Raw genomic sequence first — 22,023 nt, 5'->3', positions numbered from 1 at the left:
GCCTCGCCTAGACTGCATTCATGAAGCTCCAGCTCCTCTCAGACCTCCATATCGAAGTCCATCCGAAGCTGGAGATCGCTCCCGCGCCGGGTGCCGACCTGCTGGTGCTTGCGGGCGACATCGGGTCCTACCAGCCGGGTTCGAGGCTGCTGGAATCGGATTTCGGCCTGAAACGGTTCTCGCCGCGTCATGGATGGCCGGTGCCGGTGCTGTACGTGCCGGGCAATCACGAATACGACGCTGCGGACTTCGACGAAGTCCACAGCCGGCTGCGAGAACTCTGCGAAGCGCTGGACATCGGCTGGCTCGAACGCGAGGCCCGCGTGATCGACGGCGTGCGCTTCATCGGCACCACGCTCTGGGCCGATTTCGATGCACTCGTCGAGCCTGCAGACCCGATGACCGAAGCACTCAAGAAGCGCGGCAAGGCGATGCGCGCCGCCAACTTCTACCTGGAGAAAGCGGCCACGGTGCGCCATGGCGAAGTCTTTCTCGCCGAACCGTTGAGAGCGCAGTCGCTGGCCTGCCAGGCTTGGCTGCGCGACGCGGTCGCACAGGACTTCGACGGCACGACCATCGCGATCACCCATTTCGCGCCGACGCTCGCGAGTGCCGATCCGCGCTACGGCCTGACGCCGGGCACCGCGGGCTTCTGCAACAACCTCGATGAGTTGCTTCCCCGCGCGGACCTCTGGCTGCATGGGCATCTGCACTGCCAGTTCGACTATGTGAAGGACGGCTGCCGCGTGGTGGCGAATCCGCTCGGCTACATGGCCAAGGGCGAGCAGGAGAACTTCCGCCCGGACCTCGTCATCGAGGTGCCGCCCCCGCGCGCCAAGGGCTGAGCTTTCTTCAGCGGCCCTTGTCCGTCGGCACGCCCAGCCGCCTGGCGAGGCGCGCGAGATTGCCGCGGTCCAGGCCCAGCGAGCGCGCCGCGGCCGCGAGGTTGTGGTCGTGGCGCACCAGCGCTGCCGCGATGAGGTTGCGCTTGAATGCGTCTACCGCCTCGCTCATGGGGCCATTCGCTGGTGGCTCGGCGGGCCGGTCCTCGCCGGTCTCGACGGCTTCGACGCGGCCCTGGACGTGCGGCAGGTCGAGATCCTCCGCCACCAGACTCAGGATGCGTGGACGACGCGGCTGACGGCCAAGCGCCTTCAGCACGCTGCGGCCCAGCAGGTGTTCCAGCTCGCGCACATTGCCTGGCCAGTCGTAGCCCAGCAAGGCGGCCTGCGCACTGGTTTCGAGCCGCAAGCCGCCGAGTCCCAGGCGCGACCGGTTCTCCTCGAGGAAGAAGCCGGCCAGCAACAACACGTCCCGCGCCCGCTCGCGCAGCGGCGGCACCTGGAGCGGATAGGCGCTCAAACGGTGATAGAAGTCCGCGCGCAGCCGCCCTGCACGCACCTCTTCGGCGAGGTTCCGGTTCGTCGCCGCGATCAGCCGGACGTCCACGCGATGTTCGCGATCCGAGCCCAGCCGCTGCAATTGCCCGCTCTGCAATACGCGTAGCAGCTTCGCCTGCACCGCCGACGCGAGTTCGCCCACCTCGTCGAGGAACAGCGTGCCGCCATCCGCCAGCTCGAACTTGCCAGGCCGCTCGCCCACCGCGCCCGTGAACGCGCCACGCACGTGGCCAAAGAGTTCGCTCTCGACCAGGGTGTCGGGAAGCGCCGCGCAATTGAGGCTCACCATGGGCCGCCCGGCCCGCGTCGACGCCGCGTGCAGCGCTTCGGCGACCAGCTCCTTGCCGACGCCGGTTTCGCCCTGGATCAGGACCGTGAGGTCGCTGCCGGCAACCAGCTCGATTTCCTTCTGCAGCTGCCGCATCGGCGGGCTGCGGCCGATCAGCGTCCGCGAACGCGGCGCGGCCGCGAGGCGATAGCCCTCCGCGCGCAGGCTTTCCTGCACGACGCGGGATTCGAGCCGCTCGATGTGTCCCGCGACGCTCACCGTCGCCGCCGCGAGACTGGCGAAGGACTGCAGCGAGTCCAGGTCCAGGCGCGAGAAGCGCTCCGGCGTGAGCGCATCCAGCGTCAGCAGCCCCCAGGGCTTTTCGTCGAGGCGGATCACGCAGCCCATGCAGTCGTGCACCGGCAGATGGCCTTCATGACCTTCCACCAGGCCGTCGTAGGGATCGGCCAGCGGACTGTCGGCCGGAAAGCGCAACGGCCCCTGCGCCTCGAGCAGCGAGGCAAAACGCGGGTGCTCGTCCACGCGGAAGCGGCGGCCGAGCGTGTCGGCGCTCAATCCGTCGACCGCGAGCGGCACCAGCCAGCCCTCGTCGAGGCGCAGCAGCGCGGCGGCATCGCAGGGCATCAGGATGCGCACCGCCTCCAGCAGCCGGCGATAGCGCTCGGCGCCCGGAAGCTCGCGCGCGATGTCGGCGACCAGCGGGATGATGGCCTGAAGGAGGGGCTGGGAATTCATGTCATTAAGACACGCATGACGTCAAAAGGACAGCATTTTAGCGATATCAAAAAGACATCATCCCAGCGCAAGTCATTGATTCGCAAGGCGCGTCCACCTGGAACGCCACTTGCGATTAGACGAGCATCCGCATCTCACTCCAAGGATCTGCTTCCCATGCTCACGACGCAACAGAAAGCCATCATCACCGCCACCGTGCCCCTGCTCGAGACCGGCGGCGAAGCCCTCACGACCCATTTCTACAAGATCATGCTGGGCGAATACCCGGAGGTGCGCCCGCTCTTCAACCAGGCGCACCAGACGAGCGGCGAGCAGCCGCGCGCGCTGGCCAACGGCGTGCTCATGTACGCACGCAACATCGACCGGCTCGAAGCGCTCGGCGACCTCGCGGGACAGATCGTCAACAAGCACGTCGCGCTGCAGGTGCAGCCGGAGCACTACCCGATCGTCGGCACCTGCCTGCTGCGCGCGATCCGCGAAGTGCTCGGCGCGGAGATCGCGACCGACGAAGTCATCGCCGCCTGGGCCGCGGCCTATCAGCAGTTGGCCGACATCCTTATCGGCGCCGAGAAGGCCGCCTATGACGCCAACGAAAAGGCGCCGGGCGGCTGGCGCGGCGCGCGCGACTTCAAGGTCGTCCGCCGCGAAGTCGAAAGCGACGAGATCACCTCGTTCTATCTGGCGCCGGTGGACGGCCAGCCGGTGGTGGACTTCCAGCCCGGCCAGTACATCGGGCTGCGCCTCGTGGTGAACGGCCAGGAAGTGCGCCGCAACTACTCGCTGTCGGCTGCGCCGAACGGCAAGACCTACCGCATCAGCGTGAAGCGCGAGAACGGCGGCGTCGCGTCGAGCCATCTGCACGACCACGTGCAGGAAGGCGCGACGGTCGAACTGTTCCCGCCGGCCGGCGCGTTCACGCTCACGCAGAGCGACCGTCCGCTGGTGCTGATCAGCGGCGGCGTGGGCATCACCCCGACGCTCGCGATGCTCGAGGCGGCGCTGAAGACCTCGCGCCCGGTGCACTTCATCCACTGCGCGCGCACGCGCGGCGTGCATGCCTTCCGCCGCACCATCGATGCGCTGGCGCACAAGCATCCGCAGTTGCAGCGCTTCTACTGCTACGAGGAAGCCCCGACCGACAAGGCCGATGCACCGCACGCCGTCGGCCGCATCGACGCGGAGAAGCTCGCGCAATGGCTGCCGGGCGACAAGCGCTCCGTCGAGGCCTACTTCCTCGGACCCAAGCCTTTCATGCAGCAGGTGAAGCGCGCGCTCAGCGCGATCGGCGTGCCGGACCAGCAGGCGCGCTACGAGTTCTTCGGGCCGGCTTCGGCGCTGGAATAAGCCCCGCGGTCAGGCGGCCTGCACGCCGGGCCGGCCCGCTTCCACGACGTAGCCCGCCTGCGTCGTGAAAGTGGCGCGCTCCTGCACCGGGTGCTGCGTCGCGCGGAATTCGCACTGCATGCGCCCGGGCGTGAGCTCGACGAGCGCATACCCGCGCTCGTCGCCGCGCGCATGCTTCACGTCGGAGTTGTCGTGACGCATGCGGTCCATCGACGCCCGGCTCGCGCCGCGCGAGGTGACCGAGCCGCCGACGAACTCGCTGGCGACGATCGGTGAGCTCCGATCGTTCGGCCGCACCCGCAGGTCCGCCGCGACATGGCGGTGCACGTCGCCGCCGAGCACCACGAGATCCCGCACCCCGGCGCTTTCCGCGCCTTGCAGAAGGCGGCGACGCGCTTCGGGGTAGCCGTCCCAGCCGTCGGTCCAGACCTTGCGGCCCTCGGGCGTGTCGAAACCGGTCGCGCTCATCTGCGTGGATTGGCCGACGAGCTTCCATTGCCGTGTCGAATCAGCAAGTCCCCGGGCGATCCAGCGCTCCTGATCCGCGCCGAGCATCGTGCGCTTCGGATCGCCAAGCTCCGCGCAGTCCACCAGCGTGCGGCCGTGGTCGCGCTCCGGGTCGGGACAGGCGTGATGGCTGCGGAACTGCCGGCAGTCGAGCGTCCACAGCTCGGCCAACCGGCCCCAGGCGAAGCGGTCGTTGATGCGCATCGCCGAGCCTTGCGGCGGCAGCGCGAGCGGCATGTGCTCGAAGTAGGCCTGGTAGGCCGCCGCGCGGCGTTGCAGGAAGCGCGCGGGGTCGGTGTACGCGGGATCGCGATCGTCCGCGTAGTCGTTGACGACCTCGTGGTCGTCCCAGGTCAGGATCCACGGATGCGCGGCATGCGCCGCCTGCAGGTCGGCATCGCCCTTGTAGAGCGCATGGCGGGCGCGGTATGCGTCGAGCGTGTGAGGCGTGCGCGTGCCGTGCTGGCGGATGGCGTTGTCCGGATTGCTGCCCTCGTAGATGTAGTCGCCGACGAACAGCACGACATCCAGGTCGCGCGCGGCGATCTCGCGGTGCGCGGCGAAGTAGCCCTGCTCGAAGTGCTGGCACGAGGCCAGCGCGAACCGCATGCGCCGGACGTCGGCATTCGCGGCCGGCGCGGTGCGCGTGTGGCCGACCGGGCTCGTCGCATTGCCGCAGGTGAAGCGGTACCAGTAGTCGCGCTGCGGCTCCAGGCCCTGCGCGATCACGTGGACGCTGTGCGCACGCGATGCGTCGGTCACGGTTTCGCCGCGGGCGACGGGGCGGCGCAGCGCCGCGTCGGCAAAGATCTCGTGCTGCACGGTGAGCGCGCCGCTGCCGAGCGCGTCATCGGCGTCCAAAGGCACGAGCCGCGTCCACAGCACGAGGCTGTCGGGCCGCGGCTGCCCGCTCGCCACGCCGAGCGCGAACGGATTGGCCTGCCACTGCGGCGCGCCCTGCGACCTGGCGCGCAGCGGCGCCGCCATGCTTCCGAGCGCCAGCCAGATCGCGGCGCGATGGAGCTCCCTGCGAGTGATGTTCATGGCCGCGATTGTCGGCCCCGCGCCCCTATGATCGGCGCGTGCTGAACGGCTTGTGGCTTGGTTTCTTCCTGACGGCGGCGGTGGCCGCGCTCGGCCGCTGGCTGGTCGGCGGCGATGCCACCGTCTTCGCGGCGCTGGTCGAAAGCCTCTTCGCCATGGCCCGGCTCTCGGTCGAGGTGATGGTGCTGCTCTTCGGCACGCTCACGCTGTGGCTCGGCTTCCTGCGCATCGCCGAAGCGGCCGGCATCGTGGACCTGCTCGCGCGGCTGCTCGGTCCGCTCTTCCGCCGGCTGATGCCGGAGGTGCCGGCCGGCCACCCAGCCCTCGGTCTCATCACGCTGAACTTCGCGGCCAACGCGCTCGGCCTCGACAACGCGGCGACGCCGATCGGCCTCAAGGCCATGCGCGAGCTGCAGACGCTCAACCCGAGCACGACCACCGCGAGCAACGCGCAGATCCTGTTCCTGGTGCTCAACGCCTCGTCGCTCACGCTGCTGCCGGTCACGATCTTCATGTACCGCGCGCAGCAGGGCGCAGCCGATCCGACGCTGGTGTTCCTGCCGATCCTGCTGGCGACGAGCGCGTCGACGCTGGCAGGCCTGCTCTCCGTCGCCTTCATGCAGCGGCTCAGGCTGTGGGACCCGGTGGTGCTCGCCTATCTGCTGCCGGGCGCGCTGCTGCTGGGCGGGTTCATGGCGGTGCTCGCCACGCTCTCGTCGGCCGCGCTCGCATCGCTCTCGTCGCTGCTCGGCAACCTCACGCTGTTCGGGTTGATCGTCATCTTCCTGCTGGCCGGTGCGGTGCGCCGCGTGAAGGTGTACGAGTGCTTCATCGAAGGCGCGAAAGAAGGCTTCGACGTGGCGAAGAACCTGCTGCCGTACCTCGTCGCGATGCTGTGCGCGATCGGCGCGCTGCGCGCATCGGGCGCACTCGACATGGCGCTCGAAGCCATCCGATGGGGGGTCGCGCGCACCGGCTGGGACACCCGCTTCGTCGACGCGCTGCCGACCGCGCTGGTCAAGCCCTTCTCCGGCAGCGCGGCGCGCGCGATGCTCATCGAGACGATGAAGAACCAAGGCGTGGACAGCTTCGCCGCGCGCGTCGCCGCGATCATCCAGGGCAGCACCGAGACAACGTTCTACGTGCTCGCGGTGTACTTTGGTGCGGTCGGCATCCAGCGCGCGCGGCATGCGGTGGGCTGCGCGTTGCTGGCCGAATTCGCGGGCGTCGTCGCCGCGATCGCCGTCGGCTACTGGTTCTTCGGCTGAGCGCGCCCGGCGCGAACGCTTCGGATCGGCCAGAATAGCCGTCTACTTTCCCGCCGCTCCGTGACCGCTCCCGCCCAGGCGAAACCGCCGACCTTCTCGACCGACGAATTCCGCGCATCGCTTGGCATGTTCGCCACCGGCGTGACCATCGTCACCGCGCGCTCCCCCAGCGGCGAGCTCATCGGGCTCACCGCCAATTCGTTCAACTCGGTGTCGCTCGATCCACCGCTCGTGCTGTGGAGCCTTGCGCGCGGCGCAGCCTCGATGGCCGCGTTCAGCGCGGGATCGCACTACGCAATCAATATCCTCTCATCCAGCCAGAAGAATCTCGCGGAGCGCTTCGCCGCGAAGAACGTCGATCGCTGGGCGCAGGTCGCCTACACCGAAGGCGTCGGCGGCGCACCGTTGCTCGAAGGCGCGGCCGCCTGCTTCGAATGCTTCAACCGCAGCCGCTACGACGAAGGCGACCACGTGATCTTCGTGGGCGAGGTCGAGCGCTGCACCCACACCCCCGGCGCTTCGCCATTGCTCTTCCACGGCGGGCGCTTCTACACCGAGCATCCGCTTTGAAGTCCCGCGCACGCGCCCGATGCCTGATCGCAGCGGCGGTCGCGGGCGCGAGCGTTCAGGGCGCGTCCGGTGCGGATGAAGCGCGAACCAACTTCTTCGACGACCCTTTCTTCCAGGTGTCGTCCGGCCTCGCGGGCTGCCCGGTGCCGCTCGGGCCGCTCTACACGCAGGCCGAGGTCCGGTCGCAGATGCATGCCCGCCTCGAACGCGGCACGAGCTGCTGGCTCGAAGGCCGCTGCAAGGACAGCAACGCCTATCGCTACGACAAGACCATCGCGCCGCAGGTGCGCAAGGCGCTCGACGGCGTGCCGGGCCAGCGGCGCGGCAGCGTATGGGTGATGGTGCAGCGCCGCTGGATCTACCTGCAGGGCTGCGTTCCCGACAAGCGAATGCGCGAGCGGCTCGAGAAGACCGCGCGCGCCGTTCCCGACGTGGAGAACGTGGTCAACGACCTCATGATCGGCACGCGCGACAAGCCGGACTATCCGCTCGCCGCACCCTGAGCCTCGCTGCCGACGACAACGAACAAGAAGAGACAAGCACCGAATGATCGACCGCAAGGACCACCTCGACGCCCGCGCCATCGCCCTCCTCCTCGCCTGCTGCGCCTTCTGGGGCCTGCAGCAGATCCTCATCAAGACCACCGTCGCCGAAGTGCCGCCGCTGTGGCAGGCCGCGATCCGGATGAGCGGCGCGGTCGTGGTGCTGTGGCTGTGGTGCCGCTGGCGAGGCGTCGCGCTGTTCGAGCGCGACGGCACCTTGATGGGCGGGCTGCTCGCCGGGGCCCTGTTCGCGGGCGAGTTCACCTGCATCTACCTCGGGCTGCAGCGCACCAGCGCATCGCGGCTGACGGTGTTCCTCTACACCTCGCCCTTCGTGGTCGCGCTGCTGCTGCCGCGCTTCGTGCAGTCGGAACGGCTGCGGGGCATTCAATGGATCGGCCTTGCGATCGCCTTCTTCGGCGTGGTGCTGGCCTTCAGCGAAAGCTTCGGCCACAGCACGTCGGGCCAGCTCCACGGCGATGCACTCGCGCTGATGGCCGGCATCCTGTGGGGACTGACGACGCTCGCGATCCGCACCACGAAGCTCGCGACCGCCAGCGCGGAGAAGGCGCTCTTCTATCAGATCGCGGTCACCGCGGCGATCCTGCCGGTGCTGTCGCTTGCGCTGGGCGAAGCCTGGGGTTTTGCGTATTCCGGCTATGCCTGGTTCTCGATCGCGCTGCAGACCGCGATCGGGGCCTTTGCAAGCTATCTCGCGTGGATGTGGATGTTGCGGCACTATCCGGCGACGCGCATTTCGTCGTTCACCTTTCTCACGCCGCTCTTCGCGCTTGTGTTCGGCGTGGTGCTGCTGTCGGAGCCGCTCACGCTGCAGTTGATGCTCGCGCTGGCCGGCGTGGCGCTGGGTATCGTGCTGGTGAACCGCCGGGTGTGAAACCATGAACTTCCAGACCGTCCTCGACGAGATCGACCGCGAGATCCGGCCTTTGCTGGGCGCGGAAGGCGCGGTCGCGTGCTACATCCCCGGGCTTGCGCGCGTGCCGGTGGCGCAGTTCGGCATCGCGCTGCACACGCGCGAAGGCGTGGAAGCCTGCGCGGGCGACGCGGCCACGCCGTTCTCGATCCAGAGCATTTCCAAGCTGTTCACGCTCACGCTCGCGATGCGCTACCTCGGCGATGCGCTCTGGGAGCGCATGGGACGCGAGCCTTCCGGCAACCCGTTCAATTCGCTGGTGCAGCTCGAAAGCGAGCAAGGCAAGCCGCGCAACCCGTTCATCAACGCGGGCGCCATCGCGGTCGCGGACCGCCTCGTGAGCCGGGGCCACGCCAAGGCCGACCTGCTGGCCTTCATGTCGGACCTCTGCGGCGAGCCAGTCCAGTTCGACGAGGAAGTCGCAGCGTCCGAAGCGGCGACGGGCTTCCGCAACATCGCGCTGGCCAACTTCATGAAGAGCTTCGGCAAGATCGACAACGCGGTCGGCGAGGTGCTGGCGCTGTACTTCCACCAGTGCGCGATCCAGATGAACTGCCGGCAGCTCGCGCGCGCCTCCGCCTTCCTGTGCCGCGACGGCGCGCACCCCTTCGACGGCCGGCCCGAGATCACGACCGAGCGCCACACGCACCGCATCAACGCGCTGATGCTCACCTGCGGCACCTACGACGCGGCCGGCGACGTGGCCTTCTCGATCGGCCTGCCCTGCAAGAGCGGCGTGGGCGGCGGCATCGTCGCGGTGGTGCCGGACCAGCTCACGCTGTGCGTGTGGTCGCCGGCGCTCGATGCCTCGGGCAATTCGCTGCTCGGGCTGAAGGCGCTCGAACTGTTCGTGGCGAAGACCGGGCTGTCGATCTTCTGAGCCATCCGCTCAGGGCTTGCGCGTCGATTCGCGCACGATGAGTTCGGGCCGCAGCACCACGGTCGAGGCCGACAGCGCCTTGCCGTCGATCTCGTCGAACAGCATCTCCGCCGCGCGCCAGCCCAGCTCGCGGTGCGGCAGACGAATGGTGGTGAGTGGCGGATTCACCATGTCGACCAGCGGCATGTCGTTGTGGCCGGTGATGGAGATGTCGCGCGGCACCTCGATGCGGCGCTCGCGCAGCACGTCGTAGGCGCCGAGCGCGACGAGGTCGTTGCAGCACACCACCGCATCGGGCCGCTGGTTCTCGTCCAGCAACTTGCGCATGGCGGCGGCGCCGGCTTCGCGGGTGTAGCCCTCGCATTCGGCGACGCAGGCCATTTCCAGCCCGCGATCGCGCAGTGCCTGCTCGACACCCTGGCGACGGGCCACGCCGGTCGGCACGCTTTGCGGGCCCGCCAGGTGGCCGATGCGCCGATGCCCGGTCGCGACGAGGTGGTCGACTGCGAGCTTCATCGCGAGCCGGTCGTCGCTGACCACCGCCGGCAGGCGGCCGCTCTCGTCCGCGCGGTTCACGAGCACGGCATGCATCCCGGCCTTCGCGATGAAGTCGACCAGCGGATCGTCGCGGGTCGCGATCGCCATCACGAGCCCGTCCACGCGTTGCGCGAGCATGCGCTCGACGATCGGCTGCGCCAGTACGTGGTCCGCCACGTTGGCGACGAACACGAAGTAGCCGCGTGCCGCGGCACTGGCCTCGATGCCTTGCAGGATCGGCGGGAACACCGGGTTGGTGATGTCGGGCAGCAGCACGCCGATGGTCTGCGTGCGCCCGGTGCGCAGCGCCGACGCCGCGCGGTTCGGGCGGTAACCGAGCCGCTGCGCCGCCTCCTCCACCGCCCGCAGCACCTCGGCGCTGATAAGGCCGCGCTTGTCCGGATTGAGCGCGCGCGACACCGTCGACACATGCACGCCCGCCGCTTGCGCGACATCGCGGATGGTGACGGCGGAGGACTGGTGCGGGTTCATGGATGCAAACGTTTGGTTTGACAGGTCCTGGGATCAAGACCCCATCTACCGAGGGGTTGAGGGAATTCCCGAATTTTACTCGGCCGTTGGAACAGCGAATAATGTGCAAACGTTTGCAATACCTTCAAGCCGACCATGAACATCGTCACCACCCCCGATTCCGTGCTCGAGATGGCGACCCACGCCATGGGCCGCACACCCGACCCGCGCCTTCGCACCGTCATGCAATCGCTCACGCGCCACCTGCATGCCTTCGTGCAGGAGGTGAAGCTGACCGAGGAGGAGTTCGAGCGCGCGCTCGGCTTCATCGTCGCCATCGGCCAGGCCAGCGGCGAGAAGAAGAACGAGGTCGTGCTCGCCGCGGACCTGCTCGGCGTGTCGACGCTGGTCGCGCTGCTCAACAACCAGGACCCGCAGGGCGAATCGCCCGCCGCGCTGCTCGGGCCGTTCTGGCGCGCGAACGCGCCGGTGTGCGATGCGGGCGAAAGCATCGCCCGCTCGGAAACCCCCGGCACGCCGCTGGAGGTGTCGGGCACGGTCCGCAATTCGGCGGGTCAGCCGGTCGCCGGCGCGACGGTCGATGTGTGGCAGGCGTCGCCGGTCGGGCTCTACGAGAACCAGGACGAATCGCAGGAAGACATGAACCTGCGCGGCCGCTTCAAGACCGACGCCGAAGGCCGCTTCCGGCTGTGGACCGTGCGGCCGGCCGGCTACCCGGTGCCCACCGACGGACCCTGCGGCGAGTTGCTGCGCGCGCAGCAGCGGCATCCCAACCGGCCGGCGCACCTGCACTTCATGGTGAGCAAGCCGGGGCACAAGGTGCTGATCACGCAGGTGTTCGCGGACGACGACGAGAACCTGGAAAGCGATCCGGTCTTCGGCGTCACCCGCCGCCTCATCGGCCGCTTCGAGCCGCAGGAAGGCACGGGCCACGCGACGCTTCAGCACGACTTCGTGCTGGAGGCGGGCGAAATGAAATTCCCCCACCCCCCCATTCCCTGAACCCCTTCAACCAGAACTTTCATGAGCTTCGAACCCACATCCCGACTCGACGGCAAGGTCGCGGTCATCACCGGCGGCCTCGGCGCCATCGGCTATGCGACGGCGCGCCGGCTCGCGGCGCTCGGCGCGACCTGCGTGCTGCTGCATCGCAAAGGCGATGACGGCGCCGCGCGCGCCGCTGCGCTGCCGGGCGGCACCGCGCAGCGCCACTCGGCGATCCGCGCCGACATCGTCGACACGCCGAGCCTGCGCAAGGCGGCGGCGGAAGTGCAGGCCACCTACGGCCGCTGCGACATCCTGGTGAACAGCGCCGGCCACACGCAGCCGGTGGCCGCAGCCGATCTCGAAGCACTGACCGACGAGCTCATCGACGACCTGATGCGCGCCAACTTCCGCGGCGTGTTCGCAACCATCCGCGTGTTCGCACCGCTGCTCAAGCAGAGCGGCGACGCGCTGGTGGTCAACGTCTCGTCCATCGCGGGCTTTACCGGCGTGGGCAGCAACCTCGCCTACGTTGCCGCCAAGGCGGGGCTCGACGTGGTGGGCGATGCGCTCGCCAAGGCGCTGGCGCCTGCGGTGCGCGTGGTGTCGGTGTCGCCGGGCGCGGTCGAGTCGTCCTTCGTGCCGGGGCGCGGCGAGGACTTCAAGGCCAAGATGGCCACCACCACGCCGCTCGGCCGCATCGGCTCGCCCGAAGACGTCGCGTCCGCGATCGAGGCGCTCGCGACCACGATGCGCTTCGTCACCGGCACGCGCATCGTCGTGGATGGAGGACGGCACCTGTGAACACGAAGACCCTCATCACCTGCGCGGTCACGGGCAACCTCGTTAAGCCCGAGCAGACCCCGCACCTGCCGGTCACGCCCACGCAGATCGCCGACGAATGCCTCGCCGCCGCCGAGGCCGGCGCGGGCCAGGTGCACATCCATGTGCGCGACCCGAAGACCGGCCGGCCTTCGATGGAAGTCGATCTCTACCGCGAGGTGGTCGACCGCATCCGCCGCAGCAACCGCGAGCTGATCATCAACCTCACGACCGGCCCGGGCGGCCGCTTCATCCCGAGCGAGGACGACCCGAAGGTCGCCGCGCCCGGCAGCACGCTGCTGCCGCCGGAAAAGCGCGTGGAGCACATCGCGCTGATCCGGCCCGATGTCTGCTCGCTCGACCTGAACACCATGAATTCGGGCCCCGACGTCGTCATCAACACGCCGAAGAACGTGCGCCGCATGGCCAAGGTGATGCGCGAAGCCGGGGTGAAGCCGGAGCTGGAGATCTTCGACTCGGGCGACATCCACATGGCGCTCGACCTCATCGCCGACGGCACGCTAGACGGCCCCGGCATGTGGACCTTCGTTCTCGGCGTGAAGTACGGCTTCATGCCCACGCCGCAGACCGTGCTGTACGCGCGCGACATGCTGCCGCGCGGCGCCTTCTGGAGCGCCTTCGGCATCGGCCGCATGGAGTTCCCGATCGTCGCGCAGGCGTGGCTGCTGGGCGGCCACGTGCGCGTGGGCATGGAAGACAACATCTATCTCGAAAAGGGCGTCCTCGCCGAGAGCAACGCCCAGCTCGTTGCCAAGGCGCGCGACATCATCCAGAGCCTGGGCGGCGAGATCGCCACGGCACGCGAGGCGCGCGCGATGCTGGGATTGGGGGAGGCACGCTCATGAGCGCAGTGATGGCGGAAAACACCATGGCACTCGCGCTGCGGGTGAATCAGAAGGCGGCCCATCTCGACGAGCTGCGGCTGGAAGCCGCGCCGCAGCCGCAGCCGGTGGCGAAGCCCGGCTTCGCGGTGGTCAAGGTATGCGCCGCGGCGGTGAACCCCAGCGACGTGAAAGCCACGCTGGGCATCATGCCGCAGGCCGTCTGGCCGCGGACGCCGGGCCGCGACTTCGCGGGCGTCGTGGTCGACGGGCCCGGGGACTGGGTGGGGCGCGAGGTCTACGGCTCGGGCGGCGACGTCGGCATCACGCGCGACGGCTCGCACGCACGCTTCCTCGTGCTGCCGGTGGAGGCATTGCGCGACAAGCCGCGCGGCATTTCGATGGACGAGGCCGGCGCGGTCGGCGTGCCTTTCGTGACGGCGTACGAGGGCTTCCGCCGCAGCGGCATGCCGCGCGCCGGGCAGACGGTGCTGGTGCTCGGCGCGAACGGCAAGGTCGGCCAGGCGGCGGTGCAACTCGCCGCACAGGGTGGCGCGCGCGTGATCGCGGTGCAGCGGCGCGCCGGACCGTTCGAGGGCTTCGCGTGCGCGCCGGTCGATGCGATCGACGCGCGGGAGGGCGACGTGGCGGCCCACGTGCGCGAACTCACGAACGGGCGTGGCGTGGACATTGCCTACAACACCGTGGGCAGCGCGTATTTCGACGCCGCGAACAAGTCGATGGCCAAGGGCGCGACGCAGATCTTCATCGCGACGCACGACCGCGCAGTGCCCTTCGACATCTTCGCGTTCTACCGCGGCATGCACACCTACGTGGGCATCGACTCGCTGGCGATGGACTGCATCGCCTCCACCGCGCAGCTCGACGCGATGCGCGAGGGCTTCGAGCGCGGCACGCTCAAGCCCTTCCCGGTGGCGCGGGCCTACACGCTCGATCAAGCGATCGATGCCTATCGACTGGTGCTCTCGGGCAGCACCGACCGCGTCGTGCTGCGCCCCTGAGCCGCACGGAGGAGACACGCCATGCATGTGACCCGCATCGATGAAGCGCCCACTTACGAGGCGCCCAACCACTTCGACATGCGCTGCCTGCGCCTGCAGGGCAAGGAGGCCGGCCCGAGCACGCAGATGTGGATGGGCATGAGCCAGCTCCTGCCCGGCGGCCACACCACGCTCGACGGTTCGCCGATCGAAAAGCTCTACCTCGTGCTCGAAGGCCGGCTGACCGTGGTCGGCGAGCTCGACGGGCAGCGCGACGAGCACGAACTCGGCCCGTACGACAGCTGCCGCTTCGCGCCCGGCGAGAAGCGCCAGCTCGTCAACCGCACGAACCGGCCCGCGCTGGTCGTGCTGGTGATGGCCAACGCGCCACCGGCCTGAGCCAGCCCCCCGCTTTCCGATTCGTCGCATTTCGAAACCACAACGATTCCAACGGAGACAAAGACATGACGACCTTCATCCCCCGCCGGCGCAGCCTGATCGCGGCCTCGCTCGCACTCTTCGCGCTCGGCGGTGTGCACGCACAGGGCGACTGGCCGCGCGGGCAGACGGTCAGGCTGATCGTGCCCTTCACCGCGGGCAGCGGCACCGACATCGTGGCCCGGCTCGTGGCCGAGAAGCTCGGACCCGCGCTCGGCACCAGCGTGATCGTCGACAACAAGCCCGGCGCAGGCGGCACGCTCGGCGCGACGCAAGTCGCAAAGGCGCCGGCGGACGGCTACACGCTGCTGATCCACTCCGCCGGGCATCTGGTCAACCCGGCGATCTATCCGAACCTGTCCTATGACACCCTGAAGGACTTCGCCGGCATCACGCCGCTCGCGAGCCTGCCCAACGTGCTGGTGACACCGCCCAACCGCTTCACCGACGTGAAGGACCTGGTCGCGCAGGTCAAGGCCAAGCCCGGCGGCTTCAACTACGCCTCGGCCGGCAACGGGTCGGCCACGCACATGAATGCGGAGGTGTTCCGGCTCGCCGCCGGCCTGCAGGCGCAGCATGTGCCCTTCCGCGGCACGCCCGAGGCGATGACCGAGGTGATGGGCGGGCGCGTGGACTGGTTCTTCGCGCCGATGGTCTCTGCGCTGCCGTTGATCAAGGACGGACGGCTCAAGGCGCTTGCGGTCGGCACCGGCAAGCGTTCCGCGGTGATGCCGCAGACCCCGACCACGGTCGAGGCCGGCGTGCCGGGTTCCGAATACCTGTTCTGGGTCGGTCTTTTCGCGCCCGCGAAGACGCCGCGGCCCATCGTCGACCGCGTGCAGGCGGAAGTGAGCAAGATCATGGAATCGCCGGATCTGAAGGAACGTCTCGACAAGCTCGGCGCCGAGGCGTTCACGATGCCTTCGGCGCAGTTCGACAAGTTCCTCGCCGAAGAGACGGCCAAGGCGCAGCAGGTGGTCAAGGCGGCAGGCATCAAGGTCGATTGACCGCGCGCGGAGCGGCGGTCTACGCTCGGCCATGCCCGCACCATACGCCGTCCTCCTCTTTCTCCATATCGTCGCCGCCGCCTTCTGGGTCGGTGGCATGGCGCTCATGCACTTCGCGGTGCGGCCGGCGGCGGTGGCGACGCTCGAGCCGCCGCAGCGGCTGCCGTTTCTCGCGGCGACGCTGGAGCGCTTCTTCGCCGGCGTATCGAGCGCGATCGTGCTGCTGCTCGCCACCGGCTTCGGCATGGTCTGGCTGGCCGGCGGCTTCGCGAACGTGCGTTGGAACGTGCACGCGATGCTGGCGATCGGGCTCGTGATGATGGCGATCTACCTGCACATCCGCTTCGCGCCCTTTCCGCGCTTGAGGAACGCGGTCGCCGCACGCGCCTGGCCCGTCGCGGCGGCCAACCTCGACACCATCCGCAAGCTCGTCGGCCTGAACCTGATGCTCGGTGTGATCGTGTTCGCGCTCGCGGTGCTCGGTCGCGCGATCTGATGCGCGGCGCGACAATGCCGCGATGAACAAACGCGACTTCCTTGGCAAGACAGCACTGGCCGGCCTGCTCCCCGCCGTCACCTCCGCTTCCGCACTCGCTGCGCCCTCGGCGTTGAAAGGCCCCGGCCTGCTCACCCTCAGCGGTGCGGTCGGCAAGTCCAATCGCGGCGCGGTCGATCCTGCGCTCGACCAGATGTTCGTCAAGCACGGCATCCAGTTCGACAAGGCCTATGTGTTCGACGCCGAGGCGCTGCGCCGCCTGCCGACGGTTCAGATCCGGCCGACGCTCGAATACGACGCGAAGAAGCACGTGCTCGCCGGCCCGCTGATGACCACGGTGCTCGAGGAAGCCGGCGTGACGGGTGGCAAGGAGGTTCAGCTCTTCCTGCGCGCAGTCGATGGCTACGTGGTGCCGCTGAACCTCGCCGATGCGCGCAGCTGGCGCATGATCGTCGCCACCGAGATCGACGGCGCGCCGCTCTCGATCGGTGGACTCGGCCCGCAATGGGCCGTGTACGAAGCCGACACGCTCGCGGCGTTCAAGGACAAGCCGCTCAAGGAGCGCTTCGCGCTCTGCCCCTGGGGGCTGTACAGCATCGACGTGCGCAAGAGTTAGGTTCGCGCATCAGCGCTGCGCGAAGGCAGAAAGGACTTTCAGCACCGTCGCGGTCGCGCCGTCGAGCGCCGGCTTCGGCCGGTGTGCGATGCCGAGATGGCGCGTGAGCTTCGGGCTCAGTGGCAGCACCTGCAGCCGCTCGTTGATCTCCGCGCCCACCGGCTGGTGCACCGGCAGCACCGCCGCGCCGTAGCCCGCCGCGACCAGGCTGCGCATCGCCGCATCGAAATTGAGTTCGATGCGAGGTCGCGGCGATTCGCCGGCCGCCGCGAACCATTCCATGGTCAGCCGGTACATGTGCGTGGTCGCATCGTTGAAGATCAGCGGCCGCTCGGCCAGCCAGCGCGGCGTGATGCGCTTCGGCGCATCCCACTTCTTCGGGACGAAGGCCATCATCGGCTGGCTGCGCCAACGCGTGACGACGAGGTCACGCATCGGCGGCTGCGGGATCGCGACGAGGCCCACGTCCAGCGTACCCATGGCGAGGCGCGACATGGTCTCGGACGAACCGAGGATGCTCACTTCGACGTCGATGCCCGGATGGTCCTGCTCCAGCGCTTCGAGCACCTGCGGCAGCAACTCGACCACCACGCCGGTCGAGGTGCCCAGCCGAACACGTCCCACGCGCCCTTCGGCCTGGCGGCGCACCACGTCGATCGCGTCGTCGGCGTCGCGCAGGAGCCTGCGTGCGCGTTCGACCAGCGCCGCGCCGGCAGCGGTCGGCATGATGCGGCGAGCACCGCGCACCAGCAGTTGCGCGTCGAGGCGCGATTCAAGTTCGCTGATGTGCAGGCTCACCGTGGGCTGCGCGAGATGCAGCGCCTTGGCGGCTGCGGAAAAAGTGCCGAGATCGACGATGGACACCAGCGAACGAAGCTGGTCGAGGTTGAGATGGCGCATCAGGAAAGCTGATCGGTCTTCACAGAATTCTCAACTTCCACAATAGCACGCCGGCTTGCAAGATCGTGCTCCATCCAAGGAGCCTCACATGCAAACGCCAAAGCCCGCACTCGTCGCCGCCGTGCTGGACCTGATCCGCAAGGCGCGGCGCGCGCGGCAGGACCATCGCCAGCTGCGTGCGATGAGCGAGCGCGAGCTGCGCGACCTCGGCGTGGGCCGCAGCGAGATCCCGGCGCTGCTCAGCGATGCTGCGGCGCCGTCGAATGCGCCGTACAGCCGTGCGCGGTGTGCTGCGGATGCTCGGCGAGCAATGCCGCGGTGACGCCGTTGGTCCAGCCGAAGCCGTCCTGCAGCGGATATTCGCCGCCGTGGCCGCCCCGCGTGCCGTCGGACTCGATGCAGCGCAGGGCGTACTTTTCGACCAGCTTGCCTTCGCGCTCATAGAGCGCAGCCACTGTCGCAAGCCAGCGATGCGAGATCGTCCGCGCAAGGTCGTGGCACCCATGGTCGGCGAATCCGCGCACCGCCATCCATTGCAGCGCGGCCCAACCGTTGGGCCGGTCCCATTGCTGGTCGCTCCCGCACTCGGTGGTCGAGAGTCCGCCGGGCGCAAGCAGCCGGTTCGCGACAGTTGACGCGAGCGCCTGCGCATGTGCCGGCTCCGCCGCGCCGACGAACAGCGGCGTCACACAGGCCGCCGTGAGGCAATCGCGCCGATGGCCGAAGCGCCAGTCGTAGTCGAAATAGGCGTCGTGCGCCTCATCCCAGAAGAGCGCCGTCATGGCGGCCTTGCGCGCCTCGGCCTTTTGGGCGAAGGCAGCGGCGGCTGCCGTGTCGCCCGACTGCTTCGCCAGCGTAGCGATCTTCGTTTCGAGCTTGTAGACAAAGGCGTTGAGGTCCACCGGCAGGATGTCCGTGGTGCAGATGCTCGCCAGCGATGGTGCGGTGCCGGCCCGCACGTGCTCCCGGCTGCGCCGCTCGGTGTGCGCCTGTGGCGCGCGCAGCCACCGGGTGCTGAAATCCCAGCCCGATTCGCAAGCGGCGCGGATGTCGCGGTAGACCTCGGCGGGATCGCGCCCGCACGACTGCACGGTCGTGACGTCCTCGATCCACGATTCCTCGCGCGGCGTGTCGCGCTCGTCCCAGTAGCGGTTGAGCAGCACCCCGCCCGGCAGCCGCACCACGCGGCGGCTCGCCTGCCCGTCGGCAAGACCTTCGGCGCCGGCCATCCAGAACGCGTGCTCCTTGCGCAGCTGGGGCAGCCAGTCGATCTCGTCGAGCACGCCGCGCCGCTGCGCCAGCTCGACCATGAGCGCGAAGACCGGCGGCTGCGAGCGGCTCAGGTAGTAGCTGCGATTGCCGTTCGGCACATGGCCGTAGGTGTCGATGAGGTAGGCGAAGTTTTCCACCATGTCGCGGATGAGCGGCGCCTGATGCTCAGCGCCGAGACCGAGCATGGTGAAGTACGAATCCCAGTAGTAGACCTCGCGAAAGCGCCCACCCGGCACGAGGTAGGCGTGCGGCAGTTGCAGCAGCGACGAGCGCGGCGGGTGCGTGGCCGGATGCCGCGTGAGCACGTCCCAGAGATCGTCGATGTGCGCCGCGATCGGCTGGCCGGGCACCGACACATAGTCGGAATGCGGCTGTTCGATCACATCGAAATGCGTGTTCACGAAGGCCGCGAGATCGAAGCCCGGCAGCGCCGACTGAGCGCGGTAGGCCGCGAGGATGTCCGCGGGCTCGATGCGCGGCACGCAGTCGACGAAGGTCTTGCTGTCGGCGAACACGCGGCCCGACTGCACCGCGGCGAAGAGTTCCTCGTAGCGGTCGGCAGGCGTGAGCGAGTCGGGCGCGGGACAGGCTGCCGCGCGCGCGGAGCGCTGCGAGCTGGCCTGACCTGCGTGGTTCACACCACGCCCGCGTCGCGCAGCGCGGCGCGCCGTTGTTCGTCGATGCCGAGCTCGGCCAGCACCTCGTCGGTGTGCTGCCCCAGCGCCGGCGGCGCATTGCGCAGCACTGGCGGCGTGGACTGGAGCCGCAGCGGGCTCGCGACGCCGGAGATGCTCTCGATGCCGTCGCCCGCATTGCGCGGCAGGGTCACGGCGAGCCCGCGCGCCTTGACCTGCTCGTCCTGGAAAGCCTGCCCGATGTCGTTGATCGGGCCGCAGGGCACCGCCTTGTCCTCGAGCAGCGCGATCCACTCGGCGGTGGTGCGGGTGCGCGTGACCTCTTCCATCTGCGGGATCAGCACTTCGCGGTGCCGCACGCGCAGCGTGTTGGTCGCAAAGCGCGGATCGGCCGCCCACTCGGCATGGCCTGCCGCCTCGCAGAAGCGCGCGAACTGGCCGTTGTTGCCGATGGCCAGCAGCATCGAGCCGTCCTTGGTGTGGAAGTCCTGGTACGGCGCCAGGCTCGGGTGCGTGTTGCCCTGCCGCTGCGGCGCGATGCCGGTGTTGAGGAAGGCGCTCGCCTGGTTCGCGAGGATCGCCATGCCGACGTCGAGCAGCGCCATGTCGATGTGCTGGCCTTCGCCCGTGCGGTGACGCACTTCGAGTGCGGCGAGGATCGCGGTGCTCGCGTACACGCCGGTGAAGAGATCGGTCAGCGCCACGCCCACGCGCAGAGGCCCGCCGCCGGGCACGTCGTCGGGGCGGCCGGTGATGCTCATCATGCCGCTGGTGGCCTGGATCATCAGGTCATAGCCGGCACGGTTCGCGTGCGGGCCGTCATGGCCGAAGCCGGTCACGCTGCAATAGATGAGGCGCGGGTTGAGCGCGCGCAGGCTCTCGTGGTCCAGCCCGTACTGCTTGAGGCCGCCGGTCTTGAAGTTCTCGACCACGATGTCGCTCTGCGCCGCCATCTGCCTGAGCAGCGCCTGGCCGTCCGGCGTGGCCATGTCGATGGTGACCGAGCGCTTGTTGCGGTTGCAGGCGGTGAAGTAGGTCGCCTGGTTGGTGTCGTTGCCCTGCGCATCCTTGAGGAACGGCGGGCCCCAGGTGCGCGTGTCGTCGCCCACGCCGGGCCGCTCGATCTTGATCACATCGGCACCCAGGTCCGCGAGGATCTGGGTGCACCACGGCCCCGCGAGCACGCGGGACAGGTCGAGAACCTTGATGCCCGCGAGGGCGCCCTGCGTTGCGGTCGGCGAGGTCATCAGTTCGAGAAGGCGGCGATGCCCGTTTGTGCGCGGCCGAGGATGAGCGCGTGAATGTCGTGGGTGCCTTCGTAGGTGTTCACCACTTCGAGGTTGACGAGGTGACGCGCGACGCCGAATTCATCGCTGATGCCGTTGCCGCCCATCATGTCGCGGGCCAGGCGCGCGATGTCGAGCGCCTTGCCGCAGGAGTTGCGCTTGAGCAGCGAAGTGACTTCGACGGAGGCAGTGCCTTCGTCCTTCATGCGACCGAGGCGGAGGCACCCTTGCAGGCCCAGCGTGATCTCGGTCTGCATGTCGGCCAGCTTCTTCTGGATGAGCTGGTTGGCCGCGAGGGGACGGCCGAACTGCTTGCGCTCCAGCACGTAGGTGCGGGCACGGTGCCAGCAGTCTTCCGCTGCGCCGAGCGCGCCCCACGAGATGCCATAGCGCGCGCTGTTGAGGCAGGTGAACGGACCCTTCAGGCCCTGCACTTCGGGGAAGGCGTTCTCTTCGGGGCAGAACACGTTGTCCATCACGATTTCGCCGGTGATCGAGGCGCGCAGGCCGACCTTGCCGTGGATCGCCGGAGCGCTCAGGCCCTTCATGCCCTTCTCCAGCACGAAGCCGCGGATCGGGCCGACGGTGCCGGACTCGGAGACTTCCTTGGCCCAGACCACGAACACGTCGGCGATCGGGCTGTTGCTGATCCACATCTTGTTGCCGGTGAGCGCGTAGCCGCCCGGCACCTTCTTGGCGCGGGTGACCATGCTGCCGGGGTCGGAACCGTGGTCGGGCTCGGTCAGGCCGAAGCAGCCGATGAATTCGCCCGTGGCGAGCTTGGGCAGGTACTTCTGCTTCTGCGCTTCGGTGCCGAATTCGTTGATCGGCACCATCACGAGCGAGCTCTGCACGCTGGCCATCGAGCGGAAGCCCGAGTCGACGCGCTCGACTTCGCGAGCGATCAGGCCGTAGCAGACGTAGTTGAGGCCGGGGCCGCCGTATTGTTCGGGGATCGTCGGGCCCAGCAGGCCGAGGGCGCCCATCTCGCGGAAGACCGCCGGGTCGGTTTCACCCTTGCGGAAACCTTCGAGGACGCGGGGTGCGAGGCGTTCCTGGCAGTAGGCGTTGGCCGCATCGCGCACCATGCGTTCGTCATCGGTGAGCTGTTGATCGAGCAGGAGGGCGTCGTCCCATTGGAAGCGGGCGTTCTTGATGGCCATGTGAGGTCTCCGGGGGAAA

At 68.7% G+C, this 22,023-nt stretch carries 23 protein-coding genes; 16 read left to right on the top strand and 7 right to left on the bottom strand.

Annotated features, from left to right (window positions below; all coding sequences use genetic code 11):
• The first annotated feature begins 20 nt into the window (after positions 1 to 20).
• Complete coding sequence (locus BLW05_RS28720) at positions 21 to 845, top strand: metallophosphoesterase (RefSeq protein ID WP_093167065.1); 825 nt, start codon at positions 21 to 23, stop codon at positions 843 to 845.
• Positions 846 to 852: 7 nt separating this feature from the next.
• On the opposite strand, the gene norR is transcribed toward BLW05_RS28720, so the two are convergent.
• Complete coding sequence (gene norR / locus BLW05_RS28715; RefSeq protein ID WP_093167062.1) at positions 853 to 2,424, bottom strand: nitric oxide reductase transcriptional regulator NorR; 1,572 nt, start codon at positions 2,422 to 2,424, stop codon at positions 853 to 855.
• Positions 2,425 to 2,580: 156 nt separating this feature from the next.
• Between norR and hmpA the strand changes: the two genes are divergently transcribed.
• Positions 2,581 to 3,768, top strand: a complete 1,188-nt coding sequence (hmpA, locus tag BLW05_RS28710) for an NO-inducible flavohemoprotein (RefSeq protein ID WP_093167060.1) — start codon at positions 2,581 to 2,583, stop codon at positions 3,766 to 3,768.
• Between the two features lie 9 nt (positions 3,769 to 3,777).
• Here the strand turns inward: hmpA and BLW05_RS28705 are convergent, their stop codons facing one another.
• The gene (locus BLW05_RS28705; RefSeq protein WP_093167058.1) at positions 3,778 to 5,319 is read right to left on the bottom strand and encodes an alkaline phosphatase D family protein; all 1,542 of its coding nucleotides are present in this window, start codon (positions 5,317 to 5,319) and stop codon (positions 3,778 to 3,780) included.
• A gap of 38 nt (positions 5,320 to 5,357) precedes the next feature.
• Between BLW05_RS28705 and BLW05_RS28700 the strand changes: the two genes are divergently transcribed.
• The 5 genes from BLW05_RS28700 (at position 5,358) to BLW05_RS28680 (ending at position 9,513) form a co-directional block, all read left to right on the top strand.
• The gene (locus BLW05_RS28700) at positions 5,358 to 6,587 is read left to right on the top strand and encodes a nucleoside recognition domain-containing protein (protein WP_093167195.1); all 1,230 of its coding nucleotides are present in this window, start codon (positions 5,358 to 5,360) and stop codon (positions 6,585 to 6,587) included.
• A 126-nt stretch (positions 6,588 to 6,713) separates the two neighbouring features.
• A complete protein-coding gene (locus BLW05_RS28695; RefSeq protein ID WP_371126983.1) occupies positions 6,714 to 7,157 on the top strand; it encodes a flavin reductase family protein in 444 nt (147 codons plus the stop codon).
• A complete protein-coding gene (locus tag BLW05_RS28690; RefSeq protein ID WP_256330541.1) occupies positions 7,154 to 7,660 on the top strand; it encodes a BON domain-containing protein in 507 nt (168 codons plus the stop codon). The genes BLW05_RS28695 and BLW05_RS28690 overlap by 4 nt, the downstream gene beginning before the upstream one ends.
• 43 nt (positions 7,661 to 7,703) lie before the next feature.
• Positions 7,704 to 8,594, top strand: a complete 891-nt coding sequence (locus BLW05_RS28685) for a DMT family transporter (RefSeq protein WP_093167054.1) — start codon at positions 7,704 to 7,706, stop codon at positions 8,592 to 8,594.
• Positions 8,595 to 8,598: 4 nt separating this feature from the next.
• On the top strand, positions 8,599 to 9,513 hold the full coding sequence (locus tag BLW05_RS28680; protein ID WP_093167052.1) for a glutaminase: 915 nt from the start codon (positions 8,599 to 8,601) through the stop codon (positions 9,511 to 9,513).
• A gap of 9 nt (positions 9,514 to 9,522) precedes the next feature.
• Here the strand turns inward: BLW05_RS28680 and BLW05_RS28675 are convergent, their stop codons facing one another.
• Complete coding sequence (locus BLW05_RS28675) at positions 9,523 to 10,542, bottom strand: LacI family DNA-binding transcriptional regulator (RefSeq protein WP_093167050.1); 1,020 nt, start codon at positions 10,540 to 10,542, stop codon at positions 9,523 to 9,525.
• Positions 10,543 to 10,677: 135 nt separating this feature from the next.
• Here BLW05_RS28675 and BLW05_RS28670 point away from each other — a divergent pair, with 135 nt between their 5' ends.
• From BLW05_RS28670 to BLW05_RS28635, 8 genes are all read left to right on the top strand, one after another.
• Positions 10,678 to 11,544 (top strand): dioxygenase family protein, encoded by an 867-nt coding sequence (locus tag BLW05_RS28670; RefSeq protein ID WP_093167048.1) that lies wholly within the window; start codon positions 10,678 to 10,680, stop codon positions 11,542 to 11,544.
• A gap of 21 nt (positions 11,545 to 11,565) precedes the next feature.
• Positions 11,566 to 12,330, top strand: coding sequence for an SDR family NAD(P)-dependent oxidoreductase (locus BLW05_RS28665; protein ID WP_093167046.1), 765 nt, complete (start codon positions 11,566 to 11,568; stop codon positions 12,328 to 12,330).
• Positions 12,327 to 13,214, top strand: a complete 888-nt coding sequence (locus BLW05_RS28660; protein ID WP_093167044.1) for a beta-keto acid cleavage family enzyme — start codon at positions 12,327 to 12,329, stop codon at positions 13,212 to 13,214. Before BLW05_RS28665 ends, BLW05_RS28660 begins: the two co-directional genes overlap by 4 nt.
• On the top strand, positions 13,211 to 14,212 hold the full coding sequence (locus BLW05_RS28655; protein ID WP_371126980.1) for a quinone oxidoreductase family protein: 1,002 nt from the start codon (positions 13,211 to 13,213) through the stop codon (positions 14,210 to 14,212). The genes BLW05_RS28660 and BLW05_RS28655 overlap by 4 nt, the downstream gene beginning before the upstream one ends.
• 21 nt (positions 14,213 to 14,233) lie before the next feature.
• The gene (locus tag BLW05_RS28650; protein WP_093167040.1) at positions 14,234 to 14,590 is read left to right on the top strand and encodes a cupin domain-containing protein; all 357 of its coding nucleotides are present in this window, start codon (positions 14,234 to 14,236) and stop codon (positions 14,588 to 14,590) included.
• Positions 14,591 to 14,655: 65 nt separating this feature from the next.
• Positions 14,656 to 15,636, top strand: coding sequence for a Bug family tripartite tricarboxylate transporter substrate binding protein (locus BLW05_RS28645; protein ID WP_093167037.1), 981 nt, complete (start codon positions 14,656 to 14,658; stop codon positions 15,634 to 15,636).
• A 31-nt stretch (positions 15,637 to 15,667) separates the two neighbouring features.
• Positions 15,668 to 16,132 (top strand): CopD family protein, encoded by a 465-nt coding sequence (locus tag BLW05_RS28640; protein WP_093167035.1) that lies wholly within the window; start codon positions 15,668 to 15,670, stop codon positions 16,130 to 16,132.
• A 22-nt stretch (positions 16,133 to 16,154) separates the two neighbouring features.
• On the top strand, positions 16,155 to 16,748 hold the full coding sequence (locus BLW05_RS28635) for a putative pterin-binding protein (protein WP_093167033.1): 594 nt from the start codon (positions 16,155 to 16,157) through the stop codon (positions 16,746 to 16,748).
• A 9-nt stretch (positions 16,749 to 16,757) separates the two neighbouring features.
• Here BLW05_RS28635 and BLW05_RS28630 read toward each other — a convergent pair whose 3' ends face one another.
• The gene (locus BLW05_RS28630; protein WP_093167030.1) at positions 16,758 to 17,648 is read right to left on the bottom strand and encodes a LysR family transcriptional regulator; all 891 of its coding nucleotides are present in this window, start codon (positions 17,646 to 17,648) and stop codon (positions 16,758 to 16,760) included.
• Between the two features lie 88 nt (positions 17,649 to 17,736).
• On the opposite strand from BLW05_RS28630, the gene BLW05_RS28625 reads away from it, so the two are divergent.
• Positions 17,737 to 17,970: a DUF1127 domain-containing protein gene (locus BLW05_RS28625; protein ID WP_093167027.1), complete on the top strand. Its 234-nt coding sequence runs from the start codon at positions 17,737 to 17,739 to the stop codon at positions 17,968 to 17,970.
• On the opposite strand, the gene treF is transcribed toward BLW05_RS28625, so the two are convergent.
• The 3 genes from treF to BLW05_RS28610 are packed head-to-tail and all read right to left on the bottom strand — an operon-like array spanning position 17,888 to position 22,004.
• Positions 17,888 to 19,558, bottom strand: coding sequence for an alpha,alpha-trehalase TreF (gene treF, locus BLW05_RS28620; protein ID WP_093167024.1), 1,671 nt, complete (start codon positions 19,556 to 19,558; stop codon positions 17,888 to 17,890). The two genes, BLW05_RS28625 and treF, sit on opposite strands and share 83 nt — an antisense overlap.
• Positions 19,555 to 20,802, bottom strand: a complete 1,248-nt coding sequence (locus BLW05_RS36600) for a CaiB/BaiF CoA transferase family protein (protein ID WP_093167022.1) — start codon at positions 20,800 to 20,802, stop codon at positions 19,555 to 19,557. The genes treF and BLW05_RS36600 overlap by 4 nt, the downstream gene beginning before the upstream one ends.
• Positions 20,802 to 22,004: an acyl-CoA dehydrogenase gene (locus BLW05_RS28610; protein WP_093167020.1), complete on the bottom strand. Its 1,203-nt coding sequence runs from the start codon at positions 22,002 to 22,004 to the stop codon at positions 20,802 to 20,804. The genes BLW05_RS36600 and BLW05_RS28610 overlap by 1 nt, the downstream gene beginning before the upstream one ends.
• Positions 22,005 to 22,023 lie beyond the last annotated feature (19 nt).

Source organism: Variovorax sp. YR216 (assembly GCF_900107745.1).
Taxonomy (GTDB): domain Bacteria; phylum Pseudomonadota; class Gammaproteobacteria; order Burkholderiales; family Burkholderiaceae_C; genus Variovorax.
Note: the sequence above shows the minus strand (reverse complement) of the source record. Positions and strands in the feature narration are given on the sequence as shown.